At 60.5% G+C, this 23963-nt stretch carries 23 protein-coding genes and 2 rRNA genes (1 of these 25 running past the window's edge); 4 read left to right on the forward strand and 21 right to left on the reverse strand.

Features of this window, described 5'->3' with window-relative positions; genetic code table 11:
• From LG281_RS14250 to LG281_RS14260, 3 genes are all read left to right on the forward strand, one after another.
• A 23S ribosomal RNA gene (locus LG281_RS14250) occupies window positions 1–1115 on the forward strand (it extends 1616 nt beyond the left edge of the window).
• A gap of 68 nt (window positions 1116–1183) precedes the next feature.
• A 5S ribosomal RNA gene (rrf, locus tag LG281_RS14255) occupies window positions 1184–1299 on the forward strand.
• Window positions 1300–1406: 107 nt separating this feature from the next.
• Window positions 1407–2258: an alpha/beta hydrolase gene (locus tag LG281_RS14260; RefSeq protein WP_404401802.1), complete on the forward strand. Its 852-nt coding sequence runs from the start codon at window positions 1407–1409 to the stop codon at window positions 2256–2258.
• 18 nt (window positions 2259–2276) lie between these two features.
• Here the strand turns inward: LG281_RS14260 and istB are convergent, their stop codons facing one another.
• Together istB and istA are read right to left on the reverse strand one after the other, a co-directional pair.
• The gene (istB, locus tag LG281_RS14265) at window positions 2277–3119 is read right to left on the reverse strand and encodes an IS21-like element helper ATPase IstB (RefSeq protein WP_404401804.1); all 843 of its coding nucleotides are present in this window, start codon (window positions 3117–3119) and stop codon (window positions 2277–2279) included.
• Window positions 3116–4612, reverse strand: a complete 1497-nt coding sequence (gene istA / locus LG281_RS14270; RefSeq protein WP_404401806.1) for an IS21 family transposase — start codon at window positions 4610–4612, stop codon at window positions 3116–3118. The genes istB and istA overlap by 4 nt, the downstream gene beginning before the upstream one ends.
• Window positions 4613–4852: 240 nt before the next feature.
• Between istA and LG281_RS14275 the strand changes: the two genes are divergently transcribed.
• On the forward strand, window positions 4853–4984 hold the full coding sequence (locus tag LG281_RS14275) for a hypothetical protein (protein ID WP_404401808.1): 132 nt from the start codon (window positions 4853–4855) through the stop codon (window positions 4982–4984).
• Window positions 4985–4991: 7 nt separating this feature from the next.
• On the opposite strand, the gene LG281_RS14280 is transcribed toward LG281_RS14275, so the two are convergent.
• The 19 genes from LG281_RS14280 to LG281_RS14370 all read right to left on the reverse strand — a co-directional run bounded on the left by LG281_RS14280 (window position 4992) and on the right by LG281_RS14370 (window position 23827).
• Window positions 4992–5828: a sugar phosphate isomerase/epimerase family protein gene (locus LG281_RS14280; protein WP_404401810.1), complete on the reverse strand. Its 837-nt coding sequence runs from the start codon at window positions 5826–5828 to the stop codon at window positions 4992–4994.
• Between the two features lie 65 nt (window positions 5829–5893).
• Window positions 5894–7069, reverse strand: coding sequence for a pyridoxal phosphate-dependent aminotransferase (locus LG281_RS14285; protein ID WP_404401812.1), 1176 nt, complete (start codon window positions 7067–7069; stop codon window positions 5894–5896).
• Window positions 7070–7085: 16 nt separating this feature from the next.
• Window positions 7086–7883 (reverse strand): ABC transporter permease subunit, encoded by a 798-nt coding sequence (locus LG281_RS14290; protein WP_404401814.1) that lies wholly within the window; start codon window positions 7881–7883, stop codon window positions 7086–7088.
• Window positions 7880–8830 (reverse strand): ABC transporter permease subunit, encoded by a 951-nt coding sequence (locus tag LG281_RS14295; RefSeq protein ID WP_404401816.1) that lies wholly within the window; start codon window positions 8828–8830, stop codon window positions 7880–7882. The genes LG281_RS14290 and LG281_RS14295 overlap by 4 nt, the downstream gene beginning before the upstream one ends.
• Window positions 8827–9969, reverse strand: coding sequence for an ABC transporter ATP-binding protein (locus tag LG281_RS14300; protein ID WP_404401818.1), 1143 nt, complete (start codon window positions 9967–9969; stop codon window positions 8827–8829). The genes LG281_RS14295 and LG281_RS14300 overlap by 4 nt, the downstream gene beginning before the upstream one ends.
• A gap of 79 nt (window positions 9970–10048) precedes the next feature.
• Complete coding sequence (locus tag LG281_RS14305; protein ID WP_404401820.1) at window positions 10049–11134, reverse strand: polyamine ABC transporter substrate-binding protein; 1086 nt, start codon at window positions 11132–11134, stop codon at window positions 10049–10051.
• Window positions 11135–11855: 721 nt separating this feature from the next.
• The gene (gene bfr, locus LG281_RS14310) at window positions 11856–12341 is read right to left on the reverse strand and encodes a bacterioferritin (RefSeq protein WP_404401822.1); all 486 of its coding nucleotides are present in this window, start codon (window positions 12339–12341) and stop codon (window positions 11856–11858) included.
• A complete protein-coding gene (locus tag LG281_RS14315) occupies window positions 12307–12630 on the reverse strand; it encodes a bacterioferritin-associated ferredoxin (RefSeq protein WP_404401824.1) in 324 nt (107 codons plus the stop codon). The genes bfr and LG281_RS14315 overlap by 35 nt, the downstream gene beginning before the upstream one ends.
• Window positions 12631–12747: 117 nt before the next feature.
• Window positions 12748–12954 (reverse strand): DUF3329 domain-containing protein, encoded by a 207-nt coding sequence (locus LG281_RS14320; protein WP_404401826.1) that lies wholly within the window; start codon window positions 12952–12954, stop codon window positions 12748–12750.
• A 17-nt stretch (window positions 12955–12971) separates the two neighbouring features.
• On the reverse strand, window positions 12972–13640 hold the full coding sequence (locus LG281_RS14325; protein ID WP_404401828.1) for a DUF599 domain-containing protein: 669 nt from the start codon (window positions 13638–13640) through the stop codon (window positions 12972–12974).
• A 66-nt stretch (window positions 13641–13706) separates the two neighbouring features.
• The gene (gene flhA / locus LG281_RS14330; RefSeq protein WP_404401830.1) at window positions 13707–15833 is read right to left on the reverse strand and encodes a flagellar biosynthesis protein FlhA; all 2127 of its coding nucleotides are present in this window, start codon (window positions 15831–15833) and stop codon (window positions 13707–13709) included.
• 17 nt (window positions 15834–15850) lie between these two features.
• Window positions 15851–17221, reverse strand: coding sequence for a sigma-54-dependent transcriptional regulator (locus LG281_RS14335; RefSeq protein ID WP_404401832.1), 1371 nt, complete (start codon window positions 17219–17221; stop codon window positions 15851–15853).
• 23 nt (window positions 17222–17244) lie between these two features.
• Window positions 17245–17535 (reverse strand): flagellar motor switch protein FliN, encoded by a 291-nt coding sequence (gene fliN / locus LG281_RS14340; RefSeq protein WP_404406758.1) that lies wholly within the window; start codon window positions 17533–17535, stop codon window positions 17245–17247.
• 57 nt (window positions 17536–17592) lie between these two features.
• On the reverse strand, window positions 17593–18231 hold the full coding sequence (fliH, locus tag LG281_RS14345; RefSeq protein WP_404401834.1) for a flagellar assembly protein FliH: 639 nt from the start codon (window positions 18229–18231) through the stop codon (window positions 17593–17595).
• Window positions 18228–19307 (reverse strand): flagellar motor switch protein FliG, encoded by a 1080-nt coding sequence (gene fliG / locus LG281_RS14350; protein WP_404401836.1) that lies wholly within the window; start codon window positions 19305–19307, stop codon window positions 18228–18230. Before fliG ends, fliH begins: the two co-directional genes overlap by 4 nt.
• A 3-nt stretch (window positions 19308–19310) precedes the next feature.
• Window positions 19311–20939 carry a flagellar basal-body MS-ring/collar protein FliF gene (gene fliF, locus LG281_RS14355; RefSeq protein WP_404401838.1) on the reverse strand — a complete coding sequence of 543 codons (1629 nt, stop codon included), beginning with the start codon at window positions 20937–20939 and terminating at the stop codon, window positions 19311–19313.
• A 297-nt stretch (window positions 20940–21236) separates the two neighbouring features.
• On the reverse strand, window positions 21237–21515 hold the full coding sequence (locus LG281_RS14360; RefSeq protein ID WP_090594726.1) for a DUF1153 domain-containing protein: 279 nt from the start codon (window positions 21513–21515) through the stop codon (window positions 21237–21239).
• A gap of 137 nt (window positions 21516–21652) precedes the next feature.
• Complete coding sequence (locus LG281_RS14365) at window positions 21653–22330, reverse strand: flagellar hook assembly protein FlgD (protein ID WP_404401841.1); 678 nt, start codon at window positions 22328–22330, stop codon at window positions 21653–21655.
• A gap of 12 nt (window positions 22331–22342) precedes the next feature.
• On the reverse strand, window positions 22343–23827 hold the full coding sequence (locus LG281_RS14370) for a flagellar hook-length control protein FliK (protein ID WP_404401843.1): 1485 nt from the start codon (window positions 23825–23827) through the stop codon (window positions 22343–22345).
• Window positions 23828–23963 lie beyond the last annotated feature (136 nt).

The raw sequence follows: 23963 nt of genomic DNA on the forward strand, positions 1-23963 counted from the left end.
GGGGTGGCGACTGTTTATTAAAAACACAGGGCTCTGCGAAGCCGTAAGGCGACGTATAGGGTCTGACGCCTGCCCGGTGCCGGAAGGTTAAAAGGAGAGGTGCAAGCCTTGAATTGAAGCCCCGGTAAACGGCGGCCGTAACTATAACGGTCCTAAGGTAGCGAAATTCCTTGTCGGGTAAGTTCCGACCTGCACGAATGGCGTAACGACTTCCCCACTGTCTCCAGCATCGACTCAGCGAAATTGAACTCCCCGTGAAGATGCGGGGTTCCTGCGGTCAGACGGAAAGACCCCGTGCACCTTTACTATAGCTTCACGCTGGCATTCGTGTCGGCATGTGCAGAATAGGTGGTAGGCTTTGAAGCAGGAACGCCAGTTCTTGTGGAGCCGCAATGTGAGATACCACCCTTATCGTCATGGATGTCTAACCGCGGTGTAACAGCACCCGGGACAGCGTGTGGTGGGTAGTTTGACTGGGGCGGTCGCCTCCCAAAGAGTAACGGAGGCGCGCGATGGTGGGCTCAGAGCGGTCGGAAATCGCTCGTTGAGTGCAATGGCATAAGCCTGCCTGACTGCGAGAGTGACAACTCGAGCAGAGACGAAAGTCGGTCATAGTGATCCGGTGGTCCCGCGTGGAAGGGCCATCGCTCAACGGATAAAAGGTACGCCGGGGATAACAGGCTGATGATGCCCAAGAGTCCTTATCGACGGCATCGTTTGGCACCTCGATGTCGGCTCATCACATCCTGGGGCTGGAGCAGGTCCCAAGGGTATGGCTGTTCGCCATTTAAAGTGGTACGTGAGCTGGGTTTAGAACGTCGTGAGACAGTTCGGTCCCTATCTGCCGTGGGTGTCGGAATATTGAGAAGAGCTGTCCCTAGTACGAGAGGACCGGGATGGACGAACCTCTGGTGGACCTGTTGTGGCGCCAGCCGCATTGCAGGGTAGCTAAGTTCGGACGGGATAACCGCTGAAAGCATCTAAGCGGGAAGCCTCCTTCAAAACCAGTATTCCCTATCAGAGCCGTGGTAGACCACCACGTCGATAGGCCGGGTGTGGAAGCGCAGCAATGCGTGAAGCTTACCGGTACTAATAGCTCGATCGAACTTGATCGCTCTCATTGACCAATATCCGCAGATCTCAAAACACAAAGACCAGTTCACACCAGTTTGCCCTTTTCCGACCTGGTGGCTATGGCGAAGCGCCCAGAACCCGATCCCATTCCGAACTCGACCGTTAAACGCTTCTGCGCCAATGGTACTGTGTCTCAAGACACGGGAGAGTAGGTCGCCGCCAGGTCTGAAAAGCGCAAACAATAAACCCTTCTCGCAAAAAACAAAAAACCCCCTGGATAAAACCAGGGGGTTTTTTGCTTTGGGGCCCCAAATTTGTCGCGATCTCGCGGCATGAGTGACCTCTCTGATTTCCGGCTAGCTTTACGCGAAATGACCATTTCCCGCCGCACCCTTCTTTCCTTGCTCGGCGCCAGCGCTGTTGTGCCGACCCTTTTCCCGGCTTCGGTCTCCGCGCTTTCTTTGATGGATCCATTCAATGTTGGCTCCGCGATGGACGCCGGTGTCGTCAAGCTGGGAGACAGCATTCCTTATGCTGGCGGCCCCCGCGGGCTTCTCGATGTTTATTGTCCGCAGAACCCCACCGGCAATGCGCCGGTGGTGATGTTCATTTACGGCGGCGCCTGGAAGATGGGTGAGCGCTGGGAATATGAGTTTGTCGGGCGGGCGCTCGCTTCACGTGGTTTCGTGACAGTCATCCCCGACTATCGCCTTGTGCCTGAGGTCGCCTATCCGGCGTTTCTTTACGACTGCGCGGCGGCCGCGGCGTGGGTCGACGAGAATATAGGCGCTTTCGGTGGCGATAAGGCGAAGTTCTTTCTCGCAGGGCATTCAGCCGGGGCCTACAACGCTGTGATGCTGGCCCTCGATCCGGCCTATATGCGCGATATGGGTGCCAATGTTCGGGTTGCTGGCGTCGCAGGCCTGGCGGGGCCTTACGATTTCTATCCCTTCGAGTTCGGTGAGGTGCGCGATGCGTTCGGGGCGGCGGCTAATCCGGAAGGGACGCAACCGGTCAAGATCGTGACGCCAGACGCCCCGCCAATGTTCCTGGCTTCGGGGATCAACGATATGATCGTCAAGCCGATCAATACCCACAACCTGTCGGAAAAACTGCGTGAAGCGTATAGCGCGACAATCTGGATGAGAATCTGGTGTCGCGATGTTTTTGAGAATACGGATTAGCCTGTCGCTGGCAAGCTGTTATTCGTCCTGTGATTGACGCTCCGCGACAATCTGCGGAGAGTTTTTGATTGTCGCGTAGGACGCCGGCCGGCCACGCTTTCGCTTTGCTTCCATGGCGGATCTTCTCCTGTAGCTTTCAACATTCATCTCGAAGATGGTGGCGTGGTGTACAAGCCGGTCGACGGCAGCGAGCGTCATGGCGGGGTCAGGAAAGACCTTGTTCCACTCGCCGAAGGGCTGATTGGCGGTGATCAATATGGACTTGCGTTCATATCGTGCGGAGATGAGCTCGAACAGCACGCTGGTTTCGGCCTGGTCCTTGGTGACGTAGGCGAGATCGTCGAGAATAAGCAGGTCGAACTTGTCGAGCTTGTTAATGACGGATTCGAGCTGCAACTCGCGGCGTGCGATCTGAAGCTTCTGAACGAGATCGGTGGTCCTGGTGAAGAGGACCCGCCAGCCATTTTCGATGAGCGCGAGCCCGATGGCCGCGGCGAGATGGCTCTTTCCGCCGCCCGGTGGACCGAACATGAGAATGTTGGCCCCCTTGGCGAGCCAGCCGTCGCCGGCGGCGATCGCCATGACCTGAGCCTTGGAGATCATGGGCACGGCGTCGAAGGCGAAGCTGTCGAGCGTCTTTCCAGGTGGCAACCTGGCCTCGGCAAGATGACGTGAGATTCTTCGTCTGTCGCGCTCGGCCAGTTCATGCTCGGCAATGGCGGTAAGAAAGCGGGCGGCGGGCCATCCTTCCTTGTCGGCCTGTTCGGTAAATTGCGGCCAGAGCGTTTTGATCGCCGGCAGCCTGAGCTCATTGAGCAGGATGCCGAGACGGGCGGTATCGACGGTGTGGGCGTTCTTCATGCGACGTCTCCCGCCATACTGAATTCGTGGGCGCCATCGATCAGGGCCTCGTAGCCGCTGAGGGATGCGAGCTGCACCGATACGTTGGGCAACCTGGCGGGGTTCGGGGAGAAGTGCGCCCGCAGAACCGCCATATCCGGCAATCTGCCTTCATCGAGGGTGTCGGCCAGCCGTTCGGCGAGTTCACGTTCGCAGCCCCTGTCATGGGCCAGAGCCAGCAACTCGACCATGGTCTTGCAGGCCTGCCTGTCGGAAAGCTTCTCCAAGAGGGTGTCGAAGGTTCGGCGATATTCCTGCCGGGGAAAGAGCTTGTCGCGATAGACGAGTTGCAGCAGCGCCATGGGCTTCTTGCGCAGGGAATGGATGACGTGGCGATAGTTGACCACCTGGTCGTGCTTGCCCTCGGGCGAGGCCCGCCCGCGCGGCAAGGTCATCAGATGGGTGCCGCCGACAAAGACATCGAGCCGGTCATCGAAAAGGCGCACCCTGAGCCGATGGCCGATCAGCCGGGAGGGAACGGTGTAGAACACCTTCTTGAGGGTGAAGCCGCCGGTGCGCCCCACGCGCACCACCACCTCCTCAAAGTCCGTGGTGCGGTGCTGGGGCAATTGCTTGAGATGAGCGCGCTCGGCATCGATGCGCTTGTCATTGTGGGCATTGCGCCGGCTGACAATCTCGTCGATGAAGGCGCGATAGGCTTTGAGGTCGTCGAAATCCGGACTGCCCCGCATCAGGAGCGCATCGCGCACCGCGCTCTTGAGATGGCCGTGAGCGCTTTCGATGGACCCGTTCTCGTGGGCGACGCCCTTGTTGTTGCGCGAAGGCGTCATGCCGTAATGGGCGCACAGTTCCTCGTAGCGGTGTGTCAGGTCCTGCTTGGCATCGGCATCAAGATTGCGGAAAGCGGCAGACAGACTGTCGCTGCGATGGTTATGGGGGGCTCCGCCGAGCGACCAGAGCGCGTTCTGCAATCCTTCCGCAAGCGCCACAAAGCTCTCTCCGCCGAGAATGACATGGGCGTGCTCGAAGCCGGAATAGACGAGCCGGAAATGGTAGAGCAAATGATCAAGCCGCCGGCCGGCGATCGTGACCCCGAGGCTTGCCATGTCGGTGAAGTCCGACAGGCCGAGGCGGCCGGGCTCGTGAACCTGGCGGAAGATCACTTCCTGCGCCTCGCCGTGAACGGCACGCCAGGAGCGGATGCGCCGCTCGAGCGTGCGGCGAATGCCAGAGCCGAGTTCTGGATGGCGCCGCAGCATCTCCTCGAAAATGGCGACGGCCCGGATGCCGGGGGCGGCCTTGAGAAGGGGCACAACCTCCGCCTCAAAAATAGATTCGAGCGGATCCGGCCGGCGGCGGCCGCGCGTCTTGGACGTCTGGGAAGGCAGACGGGGATCGGTCTCGATACGATAACCCGTTGCCGCGCTGAACCCTGCCTTGGCGGATGCCGCGGCGAGGGTATTCGTCCGACGTAACTTCATGAAAAGCCTCATCTGATGATCGGTTACATGGCAACCCGGCACAAAGTGATTCCCCTCTTCGGAAAACCACTCCAATACCGGGTCGATCGCGATCAACAGACGCCGGACCTTTGAAAAAATGGCGCCGCGTCGGGGGCCGTAACTCCATTCGGGCTACGCCCTCATTCCGTCACGGCCCCCGACGCGCATTCTCATCTTGATTGACGCCAATTCTCATCCTGTTTGTCGCGCAGCAGTGAAGCGGGCATTCCGGTGGATGAGCGCTACTATGAGAGTATCGGGCATATGGAGATCGTCACGTCGCTCGGTGCGATGATGCGTTGGCGGGCGCCCGTGCTCGAGCACATGATCGGGTTCTTTGCCAGCCTCAATGCACTTAGCTGAACCAGGCTCAGCCCGGAGCAAGGCTGTCCTCGATAAAGCGACGTTCGGCCGCCAGCCCGGCCCATTCGTCTGCGTCCGGGCCGTCATAGATAAGGGTGAATGGACCGCGGTATCCTGAGCGTTTACACGCCTCGATACACATCCGGTAGTCGTCGGCGTCGATCTTCGAGAACGCGTCGAAATAGGCCTTGGCATGGGTATCGATCGCGCGAGGCAGGATTTTTTCGAGGTCCCGGTATTTCCCGTCCTGCGTCCAGTTGCCGAAGTCCGCGAGAAGTCCGATCTCGGGCGTGACGTGGTCGAGGAGATAGAGGATTTCGTCGGGACCGGGCGTAAGATCGAACCAGTTTTCGGTGCATAGGGATACGCCCTGGCGCTTTGCGAAATCCGAGAGTGTCGAGAGATGGTGCACGCTGAGATCGAGCGCATCGTCCGATGGCGGCCGCTTTCCGGCGATGACGCGGGCATATTGCGCGCCTATATGCGCTGCCGTCTCGATCCAACCTGCTGCCCATTCGCTATCGCGCTCGTGATGCGTCGGATGGGTGATGTCTCCGTCATCGATCAGCAGCACGCCGAGGGTGACACGTGCGTCCTCGAGCGCCGCGCGCAATTCTTTCAAGAACGCGGGCGAGCGGCTCTCGATATGAAAATGGCAAAGGTGCAAGCGGCTATAGCCGTGGTCGGCGAGCGCCGCTGGAAGGTCGCGCATGGCGATCTCGCCGGCGCCCCAGCGTTCTTCCGGCTTTGCCTTTTGACCCGGCGCATCCCACCAGCACAGCCCGATCGTGCGGTGCAAGCTCCACGTCGAAACGGAAAAGCGCGAATCTTCGCGTGATGTCATGTGCCGATTCCTCCCGGCCGCATGAGACAGGAGCGGGGCCGTTACGGCAAGTGGTCGTGGTGCCGTCAGTTGGCGGCGAGAAACCGGTTGAGCCGTTCCACGCCTTCGGCGATCCGCTCCGGCTTTGCCGCATAGCACCAGCGCAGCCAGCCGTCGCCCTCGGGGCCGAAAGCGCTGCCCGGAGCAAGGCCGAGACCGTAATCGGTCACCAAGGCTTTGGCGACGGCCATATCGTTGGGATGCCCGTCAATGCGGAAGAAGGCGTACATAGCGCCGTCGGCGTCCGGTACCTCGATCCGGCCTGTAGCGGCAAGGCCTTCGAGCAGGGTCGCGCGGGCTGTGCCAAGGGAGGCTTTGAGGGCATTTACGGCGTCTTCGCCTCGTCGGTCCGTCAGTGCGGCGAGTGCGCCTTTTTGCACGAAAGCGGGCGCGCAGGAGGTGTTGTATTCGATTACCTTGGGCACGTCGGGCATCATCGCCTCGGGCAGGGTGAGCCAGCCCAAACGCCAGCCGGTCATACGCCAGGCCTTGGAGAAGGAGTTGACCAGGATCAGCCGGTCCTCCGGCTCGGCGTGGCGGATCATCGAAGGCGCGGCATCGGTGCCATCGAAGATGAGCCGCTCGTAAACTTCGTCGGACAGGAGCCAGATGCCGTGCTTGCGGCAGTGTTCGAGGATCGCCTTCTGGTCCTCGGACGTCATGGTGAAGCCGGTCGGGTTGTTGGGGGCGTTCAAGATCAAGAACGCGATGTCGGGTGTCAGCGTTTCGATCAGCCTGTCGATATCGAGTGTCCAGCGTCCGTTCCGGATTGTTAGGGGATGCCGGATGACTTCGGCGCCGATCAGACGTGGGCCTTCGGCGATATTGGGCCAGATCGGCGTCACGACGACCGCCTTGTCTCCGGGCGAGAGCACGAGTTGGCCGGCGATCATCAGGGCCGAGACGCCCGAACCCGTCACCGCAATCCGGCTGGACGATAGGGAAACGCCATGCAGCCGGGATTCGTAGTCCGCAATCGCCTCACGCAGTTCGGGCAGGCCGAGATTGTGCGTATAAAAGGTCTGGCCTTCTGTGAGCGCTGTTTGCGCTGCTTCGCGGATGAAATCCGGCGTCGGCTCGTCGCTTTCGCCGAACCAGAACGCAGCGACGTCGTTCTTGCCCATGGCGGCGTTGGCGATGTCTCGGATGCGTGAGGAGGTAAGGGCGGCGACGGTGGGCCGGACGGTGGGGCTGAAGGACATGGTCTCTTTAATAGCGTCAGTTTTTTGCACGGCGCATGCCGAAGAGTGTCGCACCGGCGACACCCAGTGCGACGATTGCGATGATGATAGTGGCGAGAGCGTTGACGTCGGGGGAAACGCCCAGGCGGATCTTCGAAAAGATCACCATCGGCAGTGTTGAGGCCCCCGGGCCGGAGACGAAGCTTGCGATCACGAGGTCGTCGAGCGAGAGCGTGAACGCTAGCAGCCAGCCCGAGATCAGCGCCGGGGAGATGATCGGCAGCGTGATATCGAAAAAGACCCGCAGCGGTGTGGCGCCCAGGTCCAGCGCGGCCTCGTCGAGGGAGCGGTCCATGTCGATCAGGCGCGAGCGGACGACGACGGTGACATAGGCCATGCAGAAGGTCGTGTGGGCGATAACGATGGTTGTAAAGCCACGGCCGGCGGGCCAGCCAAAAGCCGCTTCCATCGATACGAACAACAAGAGCAGCGACAGCCCGGTGATGACTTCAGGCATCACCAGCGGGGCCGATGCCATGCCGGTCAGCGCCGTGCGGCCGCGGAAATGCCCGAGCCGGGTGAGTGCGATCCCCGCCAGCGTACCGAGTACGGTGGCAATCGTGGCACTCACCGCCGCGATCTGCAGGCTTAGCCAGGCGGCGCTAAGGATCTGCGGGTCGCGGAAGAGTTCGCCGTACCATTTGGTCGAAAATCCGGTCCAGACGGTGACGAGTTGGCTTTCGTTGAAGCTGAAGACGATGAGCGACACGATGGGCGCGTAGAGGAACACAAAGCCCAGCACTGCGACGATGGGGATGAGCAGCCCGCGTTTCATGCGCCTTTCTCCACAACGGCGTTCTGGGCGCGGGCGAGCAGCATGATGGGGATCAGCAAGAGCACCAGCATCATGATGGCGACCGCTGCGGCAGAGGGCCAGTTGCGGCCCGAGAAGAACTCGTCCCACAAGACCCGTCCGATCATCAGCGTATCGGCGCCGCCCAGAAGCGAGGGGATGACGAATTCGCCGATGGCAGGAATGAAGACCAGCATCGAGCCCGCGATGATGCCGGGCATCGAGAGCGGCAGGGTGACGGTGAGGAAGGTGACGAAGGGTTTAGCGCCCAGATCGGCGGAGGCTTCGATCAGGTTCTGGTCGAGCTTGACGAGCGTCGTATAGAGCGGGAGCACCATGAAGGGCAGGTAGGTGTAGACGATGCCGATATAGACCGCAAAGGGCGTATAGAGCATTTGCACCGGCGCATCGGTCAGACCCAACCCCTGCAGGAGCTGATTGAAGACGCCATTTTGCCCAAGGAACCCCATCCAAGCATAAACACGCAGGAGGAATGAGGTCCAGAAAGGCAGGATAACCAACATCAGCAGGAGATTGCGGTATTTCTCGTCGCTGCGCGCGATGAACCACGCCATGGGGTAGGCGATCAGCAGCGTGATGACTGTGGAGACGCCGGCGATCTGGACGGAACTCAGATAGGCGTTGGCAAAGAGCGGATCCTGGATCGGGCGCAGGAAATTGGAGATATGCAGCGTGATCTGCAGCACACCCTGTTCGGTCCACGCCAGCAACGGCTCATAGGGTGGGCGCGCGAGCGCATAAGTCGAAAAGGCGATCTTGAGGACGACCAGAAGCGGCGCGAGGAAAAAGAAAATCAGCCACAATGCCGGCGCGGCGATGACCGCGAGGCGGCCGTCGAGCCCGTACCGCCTGAGCCGGAGGGTAAGGCGCGGTTTGCCGCTCGCGGGGATTTCGGCGTCCGCGCTCATGAGGTCAGCACCGCGCCAGCGTCGGACGCCCAGGAGATATAGACTTTCTCGTCCCAGCGTATGCCGTCTTCGTCATAGCGCGAGGCGTTGGTCTTGGTGACGTGCACACGCTTGCCGCTGTCGAGCATGATCCGGTACATCGAAATGTCCCCCAGATAGGCGATGTCCTGAACCAGTCCATGGGTGATGTTGGCGTCGCCCTCGGGCTGTTCGCGCGAAAGCACCATTTTCTCGGGGCGGATCGCGTACCAAAGGATCTGCTCGGGCGCGCAATCGACGCCGTGGCTCACATAGATATCGCAGCCCGCCTCCCCGGTGGCATCGATCCTAATATGGTCGTCTTCGTCCTCGGTGACGACGCCCTCGAACATATTGACCGTACCGATGAAGTCGGCGACGAAGCGGGTGTTGGGGAATTCGTAGATTTCCTGGGGTTCGCCGATCTGGGCGATTTTGCCCTCGTTCATCACCCCGATCCGGGTGGCGAGTACCATGGCCTCTTCCTGGTCGTGGGTGACGACGATGAAGGTGACCCCGAGGGTTTCCTGGATCTTGACCAGTTCGTATTGCGTATCCTCGCGCAGCTTTTTGTCGAGCGCGCCGAGCGGTTCGTCGAGCAGGAGAAGCTTGGGGCGTTTGGCAAGTGCGCGCGCGAGTGCCACGCGCTGGCGTTGGCCGCCCGAAAGCTGATGGGGTTTTCGCGCGCGGAAATTCTCGAGCCGCGTGAGTTTCAAAAGTTCATCGACGCGGGCGGTGATTTCCGCCTTGGGCAGACCTTCGCGCTTCAATCCATAGGCGATGTTGTTCTCCACCGTCATATGCGGGAAGAGCGCATAGGACTGGAACATCATGTTGACCGGGCGCTCATAGGGCGGGACGTTCGCCATATCCTGCCCGTCGATTTCGATCGCACCGGCGGTCATCGTTTCGAAGCCGGCGAGCATGCGCAGGAGGGTGGATTTGCCCGAGCCCGATCCTCCGAGCAGGCAGAAAAGCTCACCCTTGTAGATGTCGAGCGAGACGTCGTCGACCGCGTAGACGTCACCGAAGGTCTTGGTGACGTTGCGGATGCGCACGAAGGGCGTGGCGTCGGGATCACGCCAGGGGCGCGTATCGGCGGCGATCTGCGGCTTTTTCAATGATGTCTGTTCCCCAAGCGCGGAAAAACATGTTGGCAGGGCAGCACGAACTGCCCTGCCGATCAAGCGTTAGCGGGATTTATTGCCCGGTCTTGATACGCGTCCAGGAGCGGTTGAGCACCTGGTCGAATTGCGGGGTGTGGCTCTTGAGCGCGTAGAGGTTGGCCATCACCTCCTCGGTCGGGAAGATCGCCGGGTCGTTGGCGATCTCGGAGTCGACCATATCCATCGAGGCCGCGTTGGGGTTGGCGTACCAGACATAGTTGGTGATGTCGGCAGCGATCTCGGGCTTCAGGATGAAGTTGATGAACGCGTGCGCAGCTTCGGGGTTCGGGGCATCCGAGGGGATTGCCATCATGTCGAACCAGAGGCTCGCGCCCTCTTCGGGGATGAGATAGGTGATCTCGTTGCCCTGATCGGCTTCCGCGGCGCGGTCTGCAGCGATGAAAACGTCGCCCGAATACCCCACGGCCAGGCAGATATCGCCATTGGCCAGATCGGTGATGTACTGGGACGAGTGGAAATAGCGGATATAGGGCCGTACCGCGGCGATCAGCGCTTCGGCTGCCGCCAGATCTTCCGCGGTTTCCGAATTCGGATCGAGCCCGAGATAGTTGAGCGCGGCGGCGACCACTTCGACCGGAGCGTCGAGCACAGCAATGCCGCAGTCCTGAAGCTGCGCAGCGACTTTGGGATCGAACAGCAGGTCCCAGCTTTCGAGTGGACCATCTTCACCAAGCCGTTCGGTCACCATGCCGACATTGTAGCCGAGACCGGTCGTGCCCCACATGTAAGGCACGGAGTATTCGCTGCCGGGATCGTGGCTTTCGACGATCTCCATGATCCGTGGGTCGAGGTTCTCCATGTTCGGCAGCAGCGACTTGTCGAGCGGCTGGAACAGGCCGACCTGAATCTGGCGTTCGAGGAAGAAGCCCGAGGGCACGACGACGTCATAGCCCGAATTGCCGGCAAGCAGTTTTGCTTCGACGATCTCATTGGAATCGAAGACGTCGTAGACCGGGGTGATGCCGGTTTCGGCCTCGAACTTTTCGAGGGTGTCTTCGGCGATATAGTCCGACCAGTTGTAGATGTTGACGGACTGCGCGTTGGCGCTCGTTGTCGCGAGAAGGGCGATGCCGAGCGTTGCGAGGAGGGGCTTGTGCATGAGAGGTGTGGTCCTTCCCTTTGAGAAAAAAGAAAAGCAATTGGTGGCAAACACGCCGCGCTAGGAGCTACCTTTGGGGTATTCCAACCACACGGCACTCCCTTCGCCGCTTCACCAATCGAGTACGGGTTACCCCGCGGACGGACCCGACCGCTCTGCATAAAAAGGTCGAAATCCGCATTAGCGTTTTGTTGGCACGCTGAAAAGCGAAATTCGCGGCCCATGGGCGGCGAGCGTGTAGATTTTTCGTTACAGGGGAATGAAACGGGAAATGGGCGGAGCGTGCAAGGGTGCGGCAGTCGTAATCGTCGTGGCTTACGGTCTCGTCGCGTGCCCAACCCCCAGCCCGTCATCACCCGATTCATTCGGGTGATCCAGCGGCGCGCTGTCCAGCGCGTGAAAGGACTCGTCCTTGCGTTCCAACGAACCGGTGCACCTGGCACTAGACCCCGGGAACAAGCCCCGGGGTGACACGGTGGGGAGGCGCAGCTTTGCCATGAACCGGACACCAGTGCGTCAAGCGCGAGGATGACGGCGGGATGGGAGGACATGCTGCGCAACCCGTTATAATCACTGTGCAGGACCACTAGCGCGCGGAAGACTCGCGAGCATGGTGATTGACGCAAGTGCCGCTCTGGATCACCCGGACAAGCCGGGTGATGACGGGTTGGGGAAGGAAGCGGATACTTCCAAGAGCTGAATCGTTCCCGACAGATGAGGCCTATTCAGCTTCATTGGCCGGCAGCGCGTTGAGCTGGCCGTATTTCTCCTCGCCGATCTTGGCGAGCAGGTCGAGTTCGGTTTCGAGGAAGTCGGTATGGCCTTCTTCGTCGGCGAGGAGCTCTTCGAAAAGCCGCTGGGAGACGTAGTCCTCCACCTCGTTGCAGATCTTGCGGGCTTCCTTGTAAGCCTTGATGGCGTCAAGCTCGCCGGCGAGGTCGGCTTCGAGCACTTCCTTGACGTTCTGGCCGATCCTGAGTGGGGCGACGCGTTGGAGGTTGGGGTGGCCTTCAAGGAAAACGATGCGATCGATCAGCTTGTCGGCGTGGTGCATTTCTTCGACGGATTCGGCACGTTCTTTCTGGGCGAGGCGCTTGAAGCCCCAGTCATCAAGAAGCCGGAAGTGAACCCAGTACTGGTTGATTGCACCCAATTCGAGAAACAGCGCGTTGTTAAGCTGCTCGATGACTTTTGCGTTGCCTTTCATGATCACCTCCGTTGCGCATGCGCGAAGTGCTCTTGGGAAGCCCCTTCAGTCTCGTTCTAACGTCGACGAGATTGGCCGCGTTCCCCTCGAGCATGAGGTGATAATTCTCGGTGACCTTTTGGATAATGTCTACAATGTTCGGCACGCAACCGCAGCATTGTCCCCGCTTACCTGCTTCCTTGTAGACCCGCGCAGGCACGACGAGCTGCCAGGGATCCTCATCGAGAATCCCGACAACGATATCTTCGATATCCTTGGTCGTGATCAGGTTGCACTGGCAGACGAGCATGGAAATCCGTAGGGAGGTTGCGAGTTTGCACCGGTAACTGCCCTCTACATACGGCTTAAAATGTGATTGTCAATGTCAGCTTTGGTCGCAGGTGCGTGAATGGCCCCGGAAGACGGGCTATTCCGGCTTGTCGGTATCGTCCGGCGTGTCCTTCCAAGCGATGAAGAAGACGTAGATGGCGTAAGCGCCGAGCCCGCCGAAGATCAACGCCCAGCCGATATTGCCGTGGTAGAGGTCCCAGCCGGCGAGGCCTGCGCAGATCGCGACCATCAGGGCGCGGGTCCATAGGGGGCGGAACCAGGGGTGATTAATGTCGCTGGCCAAGGGGTGTTCTCCTGAGTTCAGTGGGGCGTGATCTGCGCGACGAGCCAGCGCGCTTCGGAAAAATATTCCCGGTGGATCAGAAGGGCGACGGTGCCAACCGTTACCACCAGCGCGGCCCAACTCGAAACGTACCACGCGACCATGGGGATCGCGAAATAATAGGCACGGATGCCGGCGTTGAAACTTTGGGCTGCCTTGGCGTTGATCCGGGCGATGACGCGGACTTCCTCGGGTGGCGAGGGGCGCGTGTGGTCGAGCCCACCGATGAAGATGCAGAAATGATTGAACTGGCGCAACGAGAGGGTGAAACTCAGGAAGGCTGAAACGAACAGCACCAGCATGGCGATGTTGTGCACCTGCAGGTCGGCCACCGAATAGGAAAAGCCGAAAGCGATGGTCGAGAGCGCCGGCGCGAACTGAGGTAATTGGCCGATGACGGTAAAGAGCGCGAGGATCAGAAGCGCGGTGGTCGAGGCAAAGAACGACACAGCGCTCATGATATTGCCCGAGAGGATGCCATCGAGCGGACTTTCGCGCCGGGTTGCCTGGGTCACCCAGTTGAAGCGCTGCTCGTTCATCAGCATGGAGAGCGAGGGGCGGCGCGCGTTGATGATCCGGGCGGCGTATTGATAAAGGTATAACGCCAGAAGCGGAATGATCGAGGCGGTGAGCGCAATGGCGTTCATGGCGGCGGGTCCCCAAATTTGAAACTGATCCAGCTTAGCGTTGGATTGGGTAAGTGGCGAGGCGGGTTAGATGCTCCCTACTGTCCGGAGGCGCACACGTGGGTGCACCTCGTTCTGGCTCATCACAACGGTCTGTGGCCGGAAGCGCTCGATGATCGAACGGACATGCGGGCGGATTTGCGGCGAGGTGATGAGAACGGGAATTTCGCCGTTTTGCGCCGCCTTTTCGAACGCACCCTGGATGCCGGAGATAAATTGCTGGAGTTTCGAGGGCGCCATAGCGAGATGACGATCCTCGCCTTCGCCCACCATCGCCTCGGCGAAGTCGCGTTCCCAATTGGGCGAGAGGGTGATGAGCGGGAGGGTATTGTCGTGCGCCATGTTGGCTGCGCAAATCTGGCGGGCGAGACGCGAGCGGACGTGTTCGATGATCTGCGCGGTGGAACGTGCGCCGCCCGCGATTTCGGCAATGCCTTCGAGGATGGTGGGCAGGTCGCGGATCGAGATGCGTTCGGCAAGCAGCCCTTGCAGCACGCGCTGGATTCCCGAGACGGAAATCTGAGAGGGCACGATATCCTCGACGAGCTTTTGCTGATCGCTGTCGAGTCCTGAAAGCAGCGACTGGACGTTGGCGTAGCTCAGAAGGTCGGCGGTGTTGGCCTTGAGAACTTCGGTCAAATGCGTCGATATGACCGTCGAAGGGTCGACGATCGTCAGCCCCTGCACCTCGGCCTCGTCGCGCAATGCGGGGTCGATCCAGGTTGCGGGCAGGCCAAACGTCGGCTCGGTGGTGTGCTGGCCGGGCAAGGTGATCTGGTTGCCGTAGGGATCCATCACCATCAGTTGGCTCGCAAAAACCGTTCCCTGGCCAGCCTCAACCTCCTTGATCTTGACCTTATAGACGTTAGGCTCGAGCTGCATGTTGTCGAGAATGCGCACGGAGGGCATCACGAAGCCCAGTTCGGTGGCAAGCTGGCGGCGGAGCGCCTTGATCTGCTCGGTCAGCCGATCGGAGCCGGAGTCATCTTCCTTGACAAGGCTCAGAAGTCCGTAGCCGAGTTCGAGCTTCAATTCATCCATCTTGAGGCTGTCGGTGATCGGCGCCTCGGCCGGTGCGGCTGCGGCAGTGGCCTGCTGCGTCGCCTCTTTCTGCAACGCCTCGCGGGCGGCGGCTTTTGTGCGCTTGTTGGTGGTCCAGGCGAGATAGCCGACCGCCCCGCCCAGCGTCACGAAGGGGATGAGCGGCATGCCCGGCACCAGCGCCATCAGGAACATCACGCCCGCCGACATGGCAAGCGCGACGGGATACCCGGTGAACTGGGTTGTGAGTGCCTTGTTGGCCGAACCGGTGACACCGGCTTTCGAAACGAGGATACCCGCAGCGGTCGAAACGATGAGCGCGGGGATTTGGGAAACCAACCCGTCGCCGATGGTGAGGAGCGTGTAGTTCGAGCTTGCCTCGTTGAGCGATAGTCCCATCTGCAGCGTGCCGATGATGATGCCGGCGATCACGTTGATGAAGGTGATCAGAAGCCCTGCGATCGCATCGCCACGGACAAATTTCGAGGCACCGTCCATGGCACCGAAGAAGGAACTTTCGTCTTCGAGCGTCTTGCGCCGGTTCTTGGCTTCGGTCTCATCGATCAGCCCGGCGGAGAGATCGGCATCGATGGCCATCTGCTTGCCGGGCATCGCATCGAGGTTGAAGCGTGCGGCGACTTCCGCGATACGGCCCGAACCCTTGGTGATGACGATGAAGTTGACGATCAAGAGGATCGCGAAAACGATGATCCCGATGACGAAATTCCCGCGTGTGACGAAATTGCCGAACGCTTCGATGACGTTGCCCGCCGCCTGCGTGCCGGTATGCCCGTCCGCAAGGATCAAGCGCGTCGAGGCGAGGTTAAGCGCCAGCCGCAGCATGGCCGAGACCAGCAATACGGTCGGAAAGGCGGAGAATTCGAGCGGTGTCTGGATAAACAGCGCCGTCATCAGGATCATGACCGAAAAGACGATCGAGCACGCCAGCATGATGTCGAGCAATACCGGCGGCATCGGCAGGATCAGCACCGAGAGGATCACGACAACGCCGATCGCCAGCCCGGCATTGGACTGGCGGATGGTTTCTATGATCTCACTGATCCGGCCAAGCGGCGCGGCGGACGGTGTGGCGGTGGGCGTCGCGTCGGTCATCTAGAGAACTTCAATCCTCAGGCTGCGCTGAAACGCTGTTCGCCGGGTGCGGGGATCTGCACCCCTTCGTCGGCGTACTGATTGAGCTTGTTGCGCAGGGTGCGGATCGAAATTCCGAGAATATTGGCTGCGTGCGTGCGGTTGCCCAGGCAGTGGTTAAGCGTGTCGAGGATCAGTTCCTGCTCGACCTCTGCGACCGTGCGTCCGACAAGCGCGCGGTTGGCGGCGTTTGCGGCCTGCGCCGCCTGGCTCGCGAGCGAATGGGCCTGTGCGGCCTCGGACAGCCCAGTGCCATCGGGCATGAGGATCGCCTCGGGTTCGATGACATCGCCCGAGGAGAGCAGTACGGCGCGGTGGAGCGTATTTTCGAGCTCGCGGACATTGCCATCCCACGGTGCGCGCAGCAGTTCGTCTCGCGCGGTCTGGGAAAGAACGCGTTGGGGCAGCCCGTTGGCCTGAGAGTATTTCGCGACGAAATGGTCGGCTAGAGCGACGATGTCGCCGGGACGCTCGCGTAGCGGCGGGAGTTTCAGGTTGACCACATTCAACCGGAACAAAAGATCTTCGCGGAACCGGCCTTCGCGCACCTCCGTTGGCAAGTCTCGGTTGGACGTGGCGAGAATGCGGATGTTGACCGGCACGGGCTTCGACCCGCCCACGCGGTCGATCAGCCGCTCCTGGATAGCGCGGAGCAGTTTGGCCTGCAGGCGGAAATCCATCTCGGAGATTTCATCGAGCAGCAGCGTACCGCCGTTGGCCTCTTCGAACTTGCCGATGCGGCGGGCGACAGCGCCGGTGAATGCGCCCTTCTCGTGCCCGAAGAGCTCGCTTTCGAGCAGGTGCTCGGGGATCGCCGCGCAGTTGATCGAGATGAAGGGCTTTGCTGCCCGGCGCGAGCGGGCGTGAAGGTATTTCGCCATCACCTCCTTGCCGGTACCGCTTTCCCCGGTGATCAGTACCGAGGCGTCGGAGGCGGCGATTTGGTCGGCGAGTTTCACCACCTTGGCCATTGCGGGATCGCGGTAAAGGAAGTCGGAGGACTCCTTGGCGACTGCTGCGATAACGGCGGCAATCAGTTCGGCGTCCGGCGGCAGTGGGATATATTCCTTGGCGCCGGCCCGGATGGCGTTGACTGCCGCGGCCGCATTGGTCTCGGTGCCGCAGGCGACCACCGGGATATGGATGCGCTCGGCGTCGAGCTTGGCGAGCAATTCGGGGATATCTACCATGACGTCGACAAGCAGCAGATCGGCCCCTTTGCCCGAGCGCAGGGAGGCGAGCGCGACGTCGATATCGGCCGCGTGGGCGACCTTGGCGCCGCCATCCATGGCCATCTTCGTCGCCTGACTCAATTGGCCCTCAAGGCCTCCGACAATCAGTAAGCGCATGGTTTTACCTCCTCGGCTCTTTGTTAGGCCGCTTTGATGATTTCAGTCATGGTGACGCCGAGCCGGCCCTCGACAAGCACGATTTCCCCGCGTGCAACCAACCGGTCGTTGACGTAGATATCGATGGCCTCGCCCACCTGGCGGTCGAGCTCAACCACGGTGCCGACATCCATTTTCAGAAGGTTGGCAACGGGCATTTTCGTACGTCCGAGCACGACCGAAATCCGGACGGGAACGTCGAAAACCGCTTCAAGGTCACTGGCGGTTTTCTCGCTGACCGAACCGGTTTCTTCGTCATCGACGCCGGCGAGCATCTCCTCGAAGGTGATGCCGTCCGAGCCGCCGGGGGCGTCGTCTTCTCCGGCCATGGTTTAGTCTCCCTTGTTCTCTTTGGCGCCGCGCGCCGAAAGATAGGCGGAAATCCGGGTGTTGATGTCGTTCGAGATGGCATTCATGTCGCGCACGAGGCCGCCGTCGGCCCACTCGATGCGGCCGTCGCCGAGCTTGATGTCAGGGTCGCCCATGACGACGAGGCGCCCCGAGAAGCCGGAGGCGCGGATGCGGTCCTCAGCGGCACTCCGTATCGCATCGCTCAGTTCGGGGTGGCAGCGCACCACGAGATGCGGCGCGTGTTCGAGCGCGCCCAAGCATTCCTGAATGAGCGCCGTCAATTCCGCATGTGGCTGCCGCGCAATCAGATGGGCAGCGAGCTTGCGCGCGATGGAGGCGGCAAGCGTAACGGCTTCGCGGAGGTTTTCCTTCTGCCGCCTGTCCAGTGCTTCGACCATTTGCGCGGCGTTATCGGCGAGTGTGGTCGCGGCCCCGGCAAGCGCATCGGCGGAACGCGCCGCGGCACCGGCCTCGCCAGCGGCGAACCCTTGCTCGTAGCCCGAGCGGCGCGCTTCTTCGAGCATGGCCTCGAGTTCGTCCTCGGGCAGGGTGCGTGTCCTGGTGCGCACGCGGGCGAGGTCGAGGTCGAAGGTGAACTTTGCAGGGGCGGCGGCACTCATTGGATCATCTCCTCATCGGCCTTGCCCTTGTTGATGACGATCTCGCCACGCGCGGCGAGGTCCTTGGCGGTGTTGACGAGGCGGCTCTGGGCCTCATCAACGTCTTTAAGCCGGACCGCGCCCATGGCATCCATGTCGTCGCGCATCATCGAGGAGGCGCGGGCGGACATGTTGGAGAAGAAGAACTCTTTGGCCGTATCCGATGCTCCCTTTAGCGCGAGCGCCAGCTCCTTCTTGTCGAAGTTCTGCAAGAGTGTCTGGATCGCCGCGGACTCAAGCCGCGTCAGGTCGTCGAAGGTGAACATCAGCGATTTGATGCGCTCGGCGCTTTCGCGGTTGATATCCTCGAGCGCGGTCATGAAGCGCGCCTCGGTTTGGCGGTCGAAGGCGTTGAAGATATCGGCCATCTGCTCATGGCTGTCGCGCCGCTGAGTGTGGCTAAGCGTCGACATGAATTCGGTGCGCAAGGTCGCCTCAATCTTTTCGAGGATTTCCTTTTGCACCGGGTCGATCGAGAGCATGCGCTGGACAACGTCGAGCGCGAGTTCCTCGGGCAAAACCGAAAGGACGCGCGAGGCGTGGTCGGGCGAGATCTTGGTCAGCACGACAGCGATGGTCTGCGGGTATTCGTTTTTCAGATAGCTCGCGAGGATATCTTCCTGAACGTTGGAGAGCTTTTCCCAGATGTTGCGGCCAGCGGGACCTCGGATTTCCTCCATGATCTGGTCGACGCGATCCTGTGGCAGGAAGGAGAGCAGCAGGCGTTCGGTTGTGTCGGTATTGCCCGCCATCGCACCCGAGCTCGACACGCCCATGATGAATTCACTCAGAAGAGCGTCGAGCATATCCTGTGTGATCGGTCCGAGCCGAACCATAGCGCGCGAAAGCTGGCGGATTTCGATCTCGTCCAATTCCTCCCAGATAGGCTTGCCGAAATCAGGCCCCAGGGCGAGAAGAAGCACGGCTGCCTTTTCATCGCCCGAAAGCGCGCGCTCGTTTTTCGCGTCGTTGACGACGAGATTCTTCTGCGCCGAATCTTCGGAGCCACTGGGAAGTTGTGGGTTTGTCAGAGCCATGGTTTACGCTGCACTCGATAGCCAATCGCGGACGATCAGCGATGCCTGTTTGGGGTTGTCCTCTACAAGTTCACCGACCATCTTGATCGCCTTGACCTGGCTTTCGCCCATAGATTTGGCTTGCTCCATCCAGGCTTGTGTTGCCGCTTCTCTGGCTTCGGCGGCGGCGGCCAGGTCTTCGGAATTGTCGTCTTCTTCATCGGCTTCGACGGCGGAGGCGGGCGGCAGGGCGAGCGGCTTCGCCTCAGGTGCCAGCACCTTCTTAACCAGCGGCCGCATGATAAAGAGCATCAGAGCCAGCGAAATCAGCAGGGTTATCGCCATTTCCGCGAACTTCATGAGGTCGTCGCGGGTAAAGTCGAACAGCCCCGGCTCGGCGGTGCCGATTTCAATGTCGGGACGCTGGGCGAACTGCATGTTGACCACTTCGACCTGATCACCCCGGTCTCCATCGAATCCCATGGCCGTGCGGACAAGCGCGGTGATTTGGTCGAGTTCCTCGGCGGAGCGGGCCTCATAGATCGGGTTGCCCTGCGCGTCGTAGGTATAGACACCGTCAACCACCACGGCGACTGAAAGCCGTTTGATGTCGCCAGCTTCATTGACCGACGTTTCGGTGGTGCGGGAAATCTCGTAGTTGGTGGTTTCCTCAAGCGTGGTGGACAGCTGCGTGGAGCCACCATCCCCAGTGTTCTCGCTGGCGCCGGGCAGTTCATTGGCCACGGTCACCTCGCCGGTATTGCCTGCACCCGTAGACTGATCCTCGGTTTCGCGCACCTGGCTAGACCGCGCGACCTGGCTGTTGGGGTCGAAGGTTTCCGAGGTTACCGTCGAGCGATTGAGGTCAAGCTCGGCGGAAACCTGCACGCGGGCGCGGCCTGCGCCGACGATGCTGGCGAGCAGTTCCTCGATCCGCGTGCGCATGCGGTTCTCGATGCCGACGACACGCTCCTCGATAGCCTGGGCTGTGACGCTGGTCTCGTCGGTGCCGTTGCCGGAGGCAAGCAGGGTGCCCGTGTCATCGACAATTGAGACGGCGTTGGGCGAAAGCCCTTCGATTGCTGAAGCGACGAGGTGTTGAACCGCCGCGATCTCGCCCGATGAAAGCTGGCCGCGAACCGAAAGGACAATCGAGGCCGAGGGCTGCTTCATGTCGCGGGAGAATAGTTCGCGTTCGGGCAGCACGAGGTGCACGCGAGCGGACTGGACCCGGGCAAGTGAGGAAATCGTGCGCGCCAGTTCGCCTTCGAGCGCGCGGACATGATTGATGTTCTGCACGAAGCTCGTCGCTCCGAGCGCGGATTGCTGATCGAAGATCTCGTAGCCCACCTGGCCACGCTGGGGCAGGCCGGACTGAGCGAGGGTCATACGGGTGGTGGTGATCTGGTCGCGTGGGATCAGGATCGTGTCGCCTTCACCGCGGAGCTCATAAGGCATGCCCATGGTGTTGAGCTCGGATACGATGGCGCCGGAGTCCTCGAAGGTGAGCCCGGTGTAGAGCGGTGCCATCTGAGGGGTCGTCGAGCGCATGATCAGAAAGGCGAAAAAGCCAAGGAGCATGATCGCGACGACAGCCATTGCGGCGATGCGCGCAACGCCGAGCCTTTGTAACAGTTCCCCCAAGTCCTTCACGCCGTTCCCCAAACCTTAGGCTTTTCTGCCCAGGGCAAATCACCCCGAATACGCACTGGGCAAAATATGCCTAGCGGATGGTAAACAAGGTCTTAACCAATCGTTGCAATGTGCGAATTGTGGCGCATTTTGCCTTTGTTGCGTCGACATCGGGTTGGGGAAAAGTCGGTAATTTGGCGCAATTGCGATGTAAAGGCGCCATAAACAAAGCCCGCCGCTGTGCGCGGCGGGCTTTGAAGACCCAAAGGGCCGTATCAACGAAATGGCGCGTGATCGCGAAGCGTTCCACCGCAGGCGTTAACCCTCGCGGTAATGCTGAATCCAGGTCGTGCGCAAACCGGCAAGGCCATGCTTGTCGATCGCCGCCTGCCAATTGAGGAATTCGTCAACGCTCAAGGTATAGCGTTCGCACGCTTCCTCGAGGCTGAGCAAACCGCCACGAACGGCTGCCACCACTTCCGCCTTGCGGCGGATCACCCAGCGCTTGGTATTGGCTGGGGGCAGATCCGCGATGGTCAGCGGACTGCCATCGGGACCTATCACATACTTCACGCGCGGACGCATCTGTACGGTCATTTTACTCTCAACTCAACCTGACCATAACCAGAAGCCACCCTAGCGCAGGTGGCTTAAAAATTGGCTAAGGGGAAACTTACAGGTGGTTAAGAGGTTGTGCAAAATGCACAATTTACAGCAGTCGGGATTGCCGGCCGTCAGGCAGCTGCGTCGTCCGTGCTTTCGGTGTTGCCGATCTCGGTAATCGACGAAAGAGGTAGGCGCAGGCCGTTAACGATAAGGTAGGGCTCAGTGCCGCTGACATCCACGGACTCGACGACGCCCTTCATCTTGGTGGTGACGTCGATCGCCTTGCCGTCGGCGTCGCGCGCATCGATGGTGATTGTGTATTTGCCCGAAGTGAGCACCGCGCCCGAATTGGTCGTGCCGTCCCAGACAATCTGGTCGGTTCCGGCCTTCATGCTCGTTTCCTGAGAGTAGACGACATTTCCAGACTGGTCCTTGATAGTCACCGTCACATCCTCGGACGCCTCGGCGACTTTATAGATCCAGGTTGCCTTGCCATCGATCAGATCGGTGGTCGCGCCGGAGGCGACGACGGTTTGCCCAACATAGTTGACGGCCTGGGAGTTGATCTGGTTCTGGCTCGAAAGCATCATGGCTTCAAGATACTCATTGGTTTTGAGCTGTTGCTCGACCCCTGTGAACTGCACCAACTGCTGGGTGAATTGGTTGGTATCCATCGGATCGAGCGGATTCTGGTTCTTGAGTTGTGTCGTCAGGATCGAGAGGAACGTGTCGAAGTCTTCTGCAATCGACTGGCGGGATGACGCCATCGCGGACGAAGACGCCGTGCTGGAAACAGACTCAACCATCGGCTTTTCCCATCATACCCAGAGATTGACCCCATCGGAGTGGATATAGCTCCGATAGAGTTCCGTGCGCGCGCCAAGCGCGGTTTGCGATGCCGAGACGTCGTCGGCTTCTTTGGACGACGCGGTGCGCCAGGGCGTCTCCTCGCCCATATCCTCGGCGTTGCCGCCGCCATCCTGGCGAAGGGAGAATTCGAGTTCGGTCTTGGCGGAATCCAGACCAGCCTCGGCGAGCGCCCGTTCGAGCGCGCGCTGGTCGCGCTGCATAAGATCGAGCGTTTCGCTTTTCTCGACGGCGAGGCGAGCAATCACATTGCCGCTTTGATCCATCTCCATGCGCACGTCGATGCGGCCGAGTTCGGGCGGGTTGAGCCGGATTTCGAAGCGGTTGACGCCGTTGTGGACGTGCCGGGTGATCTCGGCGGCGACGTAGTGCACGTCGACCGGGGCAGACGGCGGGGCGAAGGGTTGCGTGCCTTGGCTGCCTCGGACGTTGGTTGCCGCCTGACCCGCGGATGCACTTTGCTGGCCAGCAGGCAGGATTACGGCATCGGCGTCGCCAAGCTGGCTGGCAATATTCTCTCCCGAAGCAGGCGGTGTTCCAGTTTGCGTGGCGGGTTTGATCCCGGCATTGGGCTGCTGCTCGCCCGTTGAGCCGGTCTGAACGGTATTGGTGTCCGGCTTGGCAAGTGTCCGGTCGGACCCCGGCAGTGTGTCGCTGGCCTGGAGCTTGGTCGTCGTGCTGGGAGCGGTGGGGACAGTTTGCCCGGACGCCTGCGCTGCTTTTTCGATGTCTATTGCCGGGGTGGACTGAACATCACTCAGAAGGATCACTTTCCGGGTATCGGCCGGCATTTCGACGCTCTGTGCAGCGACGGTTTGCATGTGCACCGAGTGCCGGTCAAGAAGCGATGCGAAGTCGTCGAGCTTGGCCGCCAGGCCGGGCGCAATTGATATCGCCTTATTGCCGATGTCAGTCGCCAGCGAGGCGAGCGCATCGAATGGATTGGCAGTTCCGCCATCGCCGCCTCTCGTAATAAGGCCGAGGCTTGTTGCGAAGCCACTGAGCTTTTCGAATGCGGTGCCGCCGGGCATGGGCAATTCGGTCGCCGCCATAAGCTGCTCGACACCTGCGAGCAGGTCTGCAATCTCGTCGAGCGCATCGGCGTCAGGTGCGGTATCGCCGTCCATTGCGTCTTCAAGCGCGGAGAGCTTTTCGAGGAGTTGGGACAGCATGTCCGCGAGTGCGGTTTCGGCTTCACCGGCGGTCTCATTGACCTGCAGTCCTGTGTTCGCGAGCATAATCGGCGTCGAAGCTCCCGCGCGCACAGACGCCTCTGGCGTCTGCGAGCCAAAACGCTCGATCAGCGCTGCGAAAGTTTCTTCAACCGAGCCGGTCGGTGCGCCGGCAAGTCCTGTCGTATCGGTGGCGCCGATCGACAGGCCTTGTCCGGAAAACGGGGCCGGAATACTCAATCCGACTTGCAATGCGTTGGTCACGTTGACGTCAAACTCGTTTCAAGATGCACTCATCCAGAAGCGTCCATGCAAGCAGCTTGCCAGTTTCACGCTTTGAAGAAATCTATTGAATTTCAATGAATTGCTGTTCCAAGCGACGGAACGGGTGGCGTTCGGG

It is taken from the genome of Pelagibacterium halotolerans (assembly GCF_044811015.1).
GTDB classification, from domain to species: domain Bacteria; phylum Pseudomonadota; class Alphaproteobacteria; order Rhizobiales; family Devosiaceae; genus Pelagibacterium; species Pelagibacterium halotolerans_A.

Bases quoted from the DNA above. Each gene is read 5' to 3' on its own strand.
- fliN (WP_404406758.1), bottom strand. From the start codon at position 17,535: ATGCTCGCCGGCGTCGATGACGAAGAAACCGGTTCGGTCAGCGAGAAA.
- LG281_RS14285 (WP_404401812.1), bottom strand. From the start codon at position 7,069: ATGTCCTTCAGCCCCACCGTCCGGCCCACCGTCGCCGCCCTTACCTCC.
- flhA (WP_404401830.1), bottom strand. From the start codon at position 15,833: ATGACCGACGCGACGCCCACCGCCACACCGTCCGCCGCGCCGCTTGGC.
- LG281_RS14305 (WP_404401820.1), bottom strand. From the start codon at position 11,134: ATGCACAAGCCCCTCCTCGCAACGCTCGGCATCGCCCTTCTCGCGACA.
- bfr (WP_404401822.1), bottom strand. From the start codon at position 12,341: ATGAAAGGCAACGCAAAAGTCATCGAGCAGCTTAACAACGCGCTGTTT.
- LG281_RS14365 (WP_404401841.1), bottom strand. From the start codon at position 22,330: ATGGTTGAGTCTGTTTCCAGCACGGCGTCTTCGTCCGCGATGGCGTCA.
- LG281_RS14280 (WP_404401810.1), bottom strand. From the start codon at position 5,828: ATGACATCACGCGAAGATTCGCGCTTTTCCGTTTCGACGTGGAGCTTG.
- LG281_RS14295 (WP_404401816.1), bottom strand. From the start codon at position 8,830: ATGAGCGCGGACGCCGAAATCCCCGCGAGCGGCAAACCGCGCCTTACC.
- LG281_RS14325 (WP_404401828.1), bottom strand. From the start codon at position 13,640: ATGAACGCCATTGCGCTCACCGCCTCGATCATTCCGCTTCTGGCGTTA.
- fliH (WP_404401834.1), bottom strand. From the start codon at position 18,231: ATGAGTGCCGCCGCCCCTGCAAAGTTCACCTTCGACCTCGACCTCGCC.
- istB (WP_404401804.1), bottom strand. From the start codon at position 3,119: ATGAAGAACGCCCACACCGTCGATACCGCCCGTCTCGGCATCCTGCTC.
- LG281_RS14315 (WP_404401824.1), bottom strand. From the start codon at position 12,630: ATGCTCGTCTGCCAGTGCAACCTGATCACGACCAAGGATATCGAAGAT.
- LG281_RS14290 (WP_404401814.1), bottom strand. From the start codon at position 7,883: ATGAAACGCGGGCTGCTCATCCCCATCGTCGCAGTGCTGGGCTTTGTG.
- LG281_RS14260 (WP_404401802.1), top strand. From the start codon at position 1,407: ATGAGTGACCTCTCTGATTTCCGGCTAGCTTTACGCGAAATGACCATT.
- LG281_RS14360 (WP_090594726.1), bottom strand. From the start codon at position 21,515: ATGACCGTACAGATGCGTCCGCGCGTGAAGTATGTGATAGGTCCCGAT.
- istA (WP_404401806.1), bottom strand. From the start codon at position 4,612: ATGAGGCTTTTCATGAAGTTACGTCGGACGAATACCCTCGCCGCGGCA.
- LG281_RS14335 (WP_404401832.1), bottom strand. From the start codon at position 17,221: ATGCGCTTACTGATTGTCGGAGGCCTTGAGGGCCAATTGAGTCAGGCG.
- fliG (WP_404401836.1), bottom strand. From the start codon at position 19,307: ATGGCTCTGACAAACCCACAACTTCCCAGTGGCTCCGAAGATTCGGCG.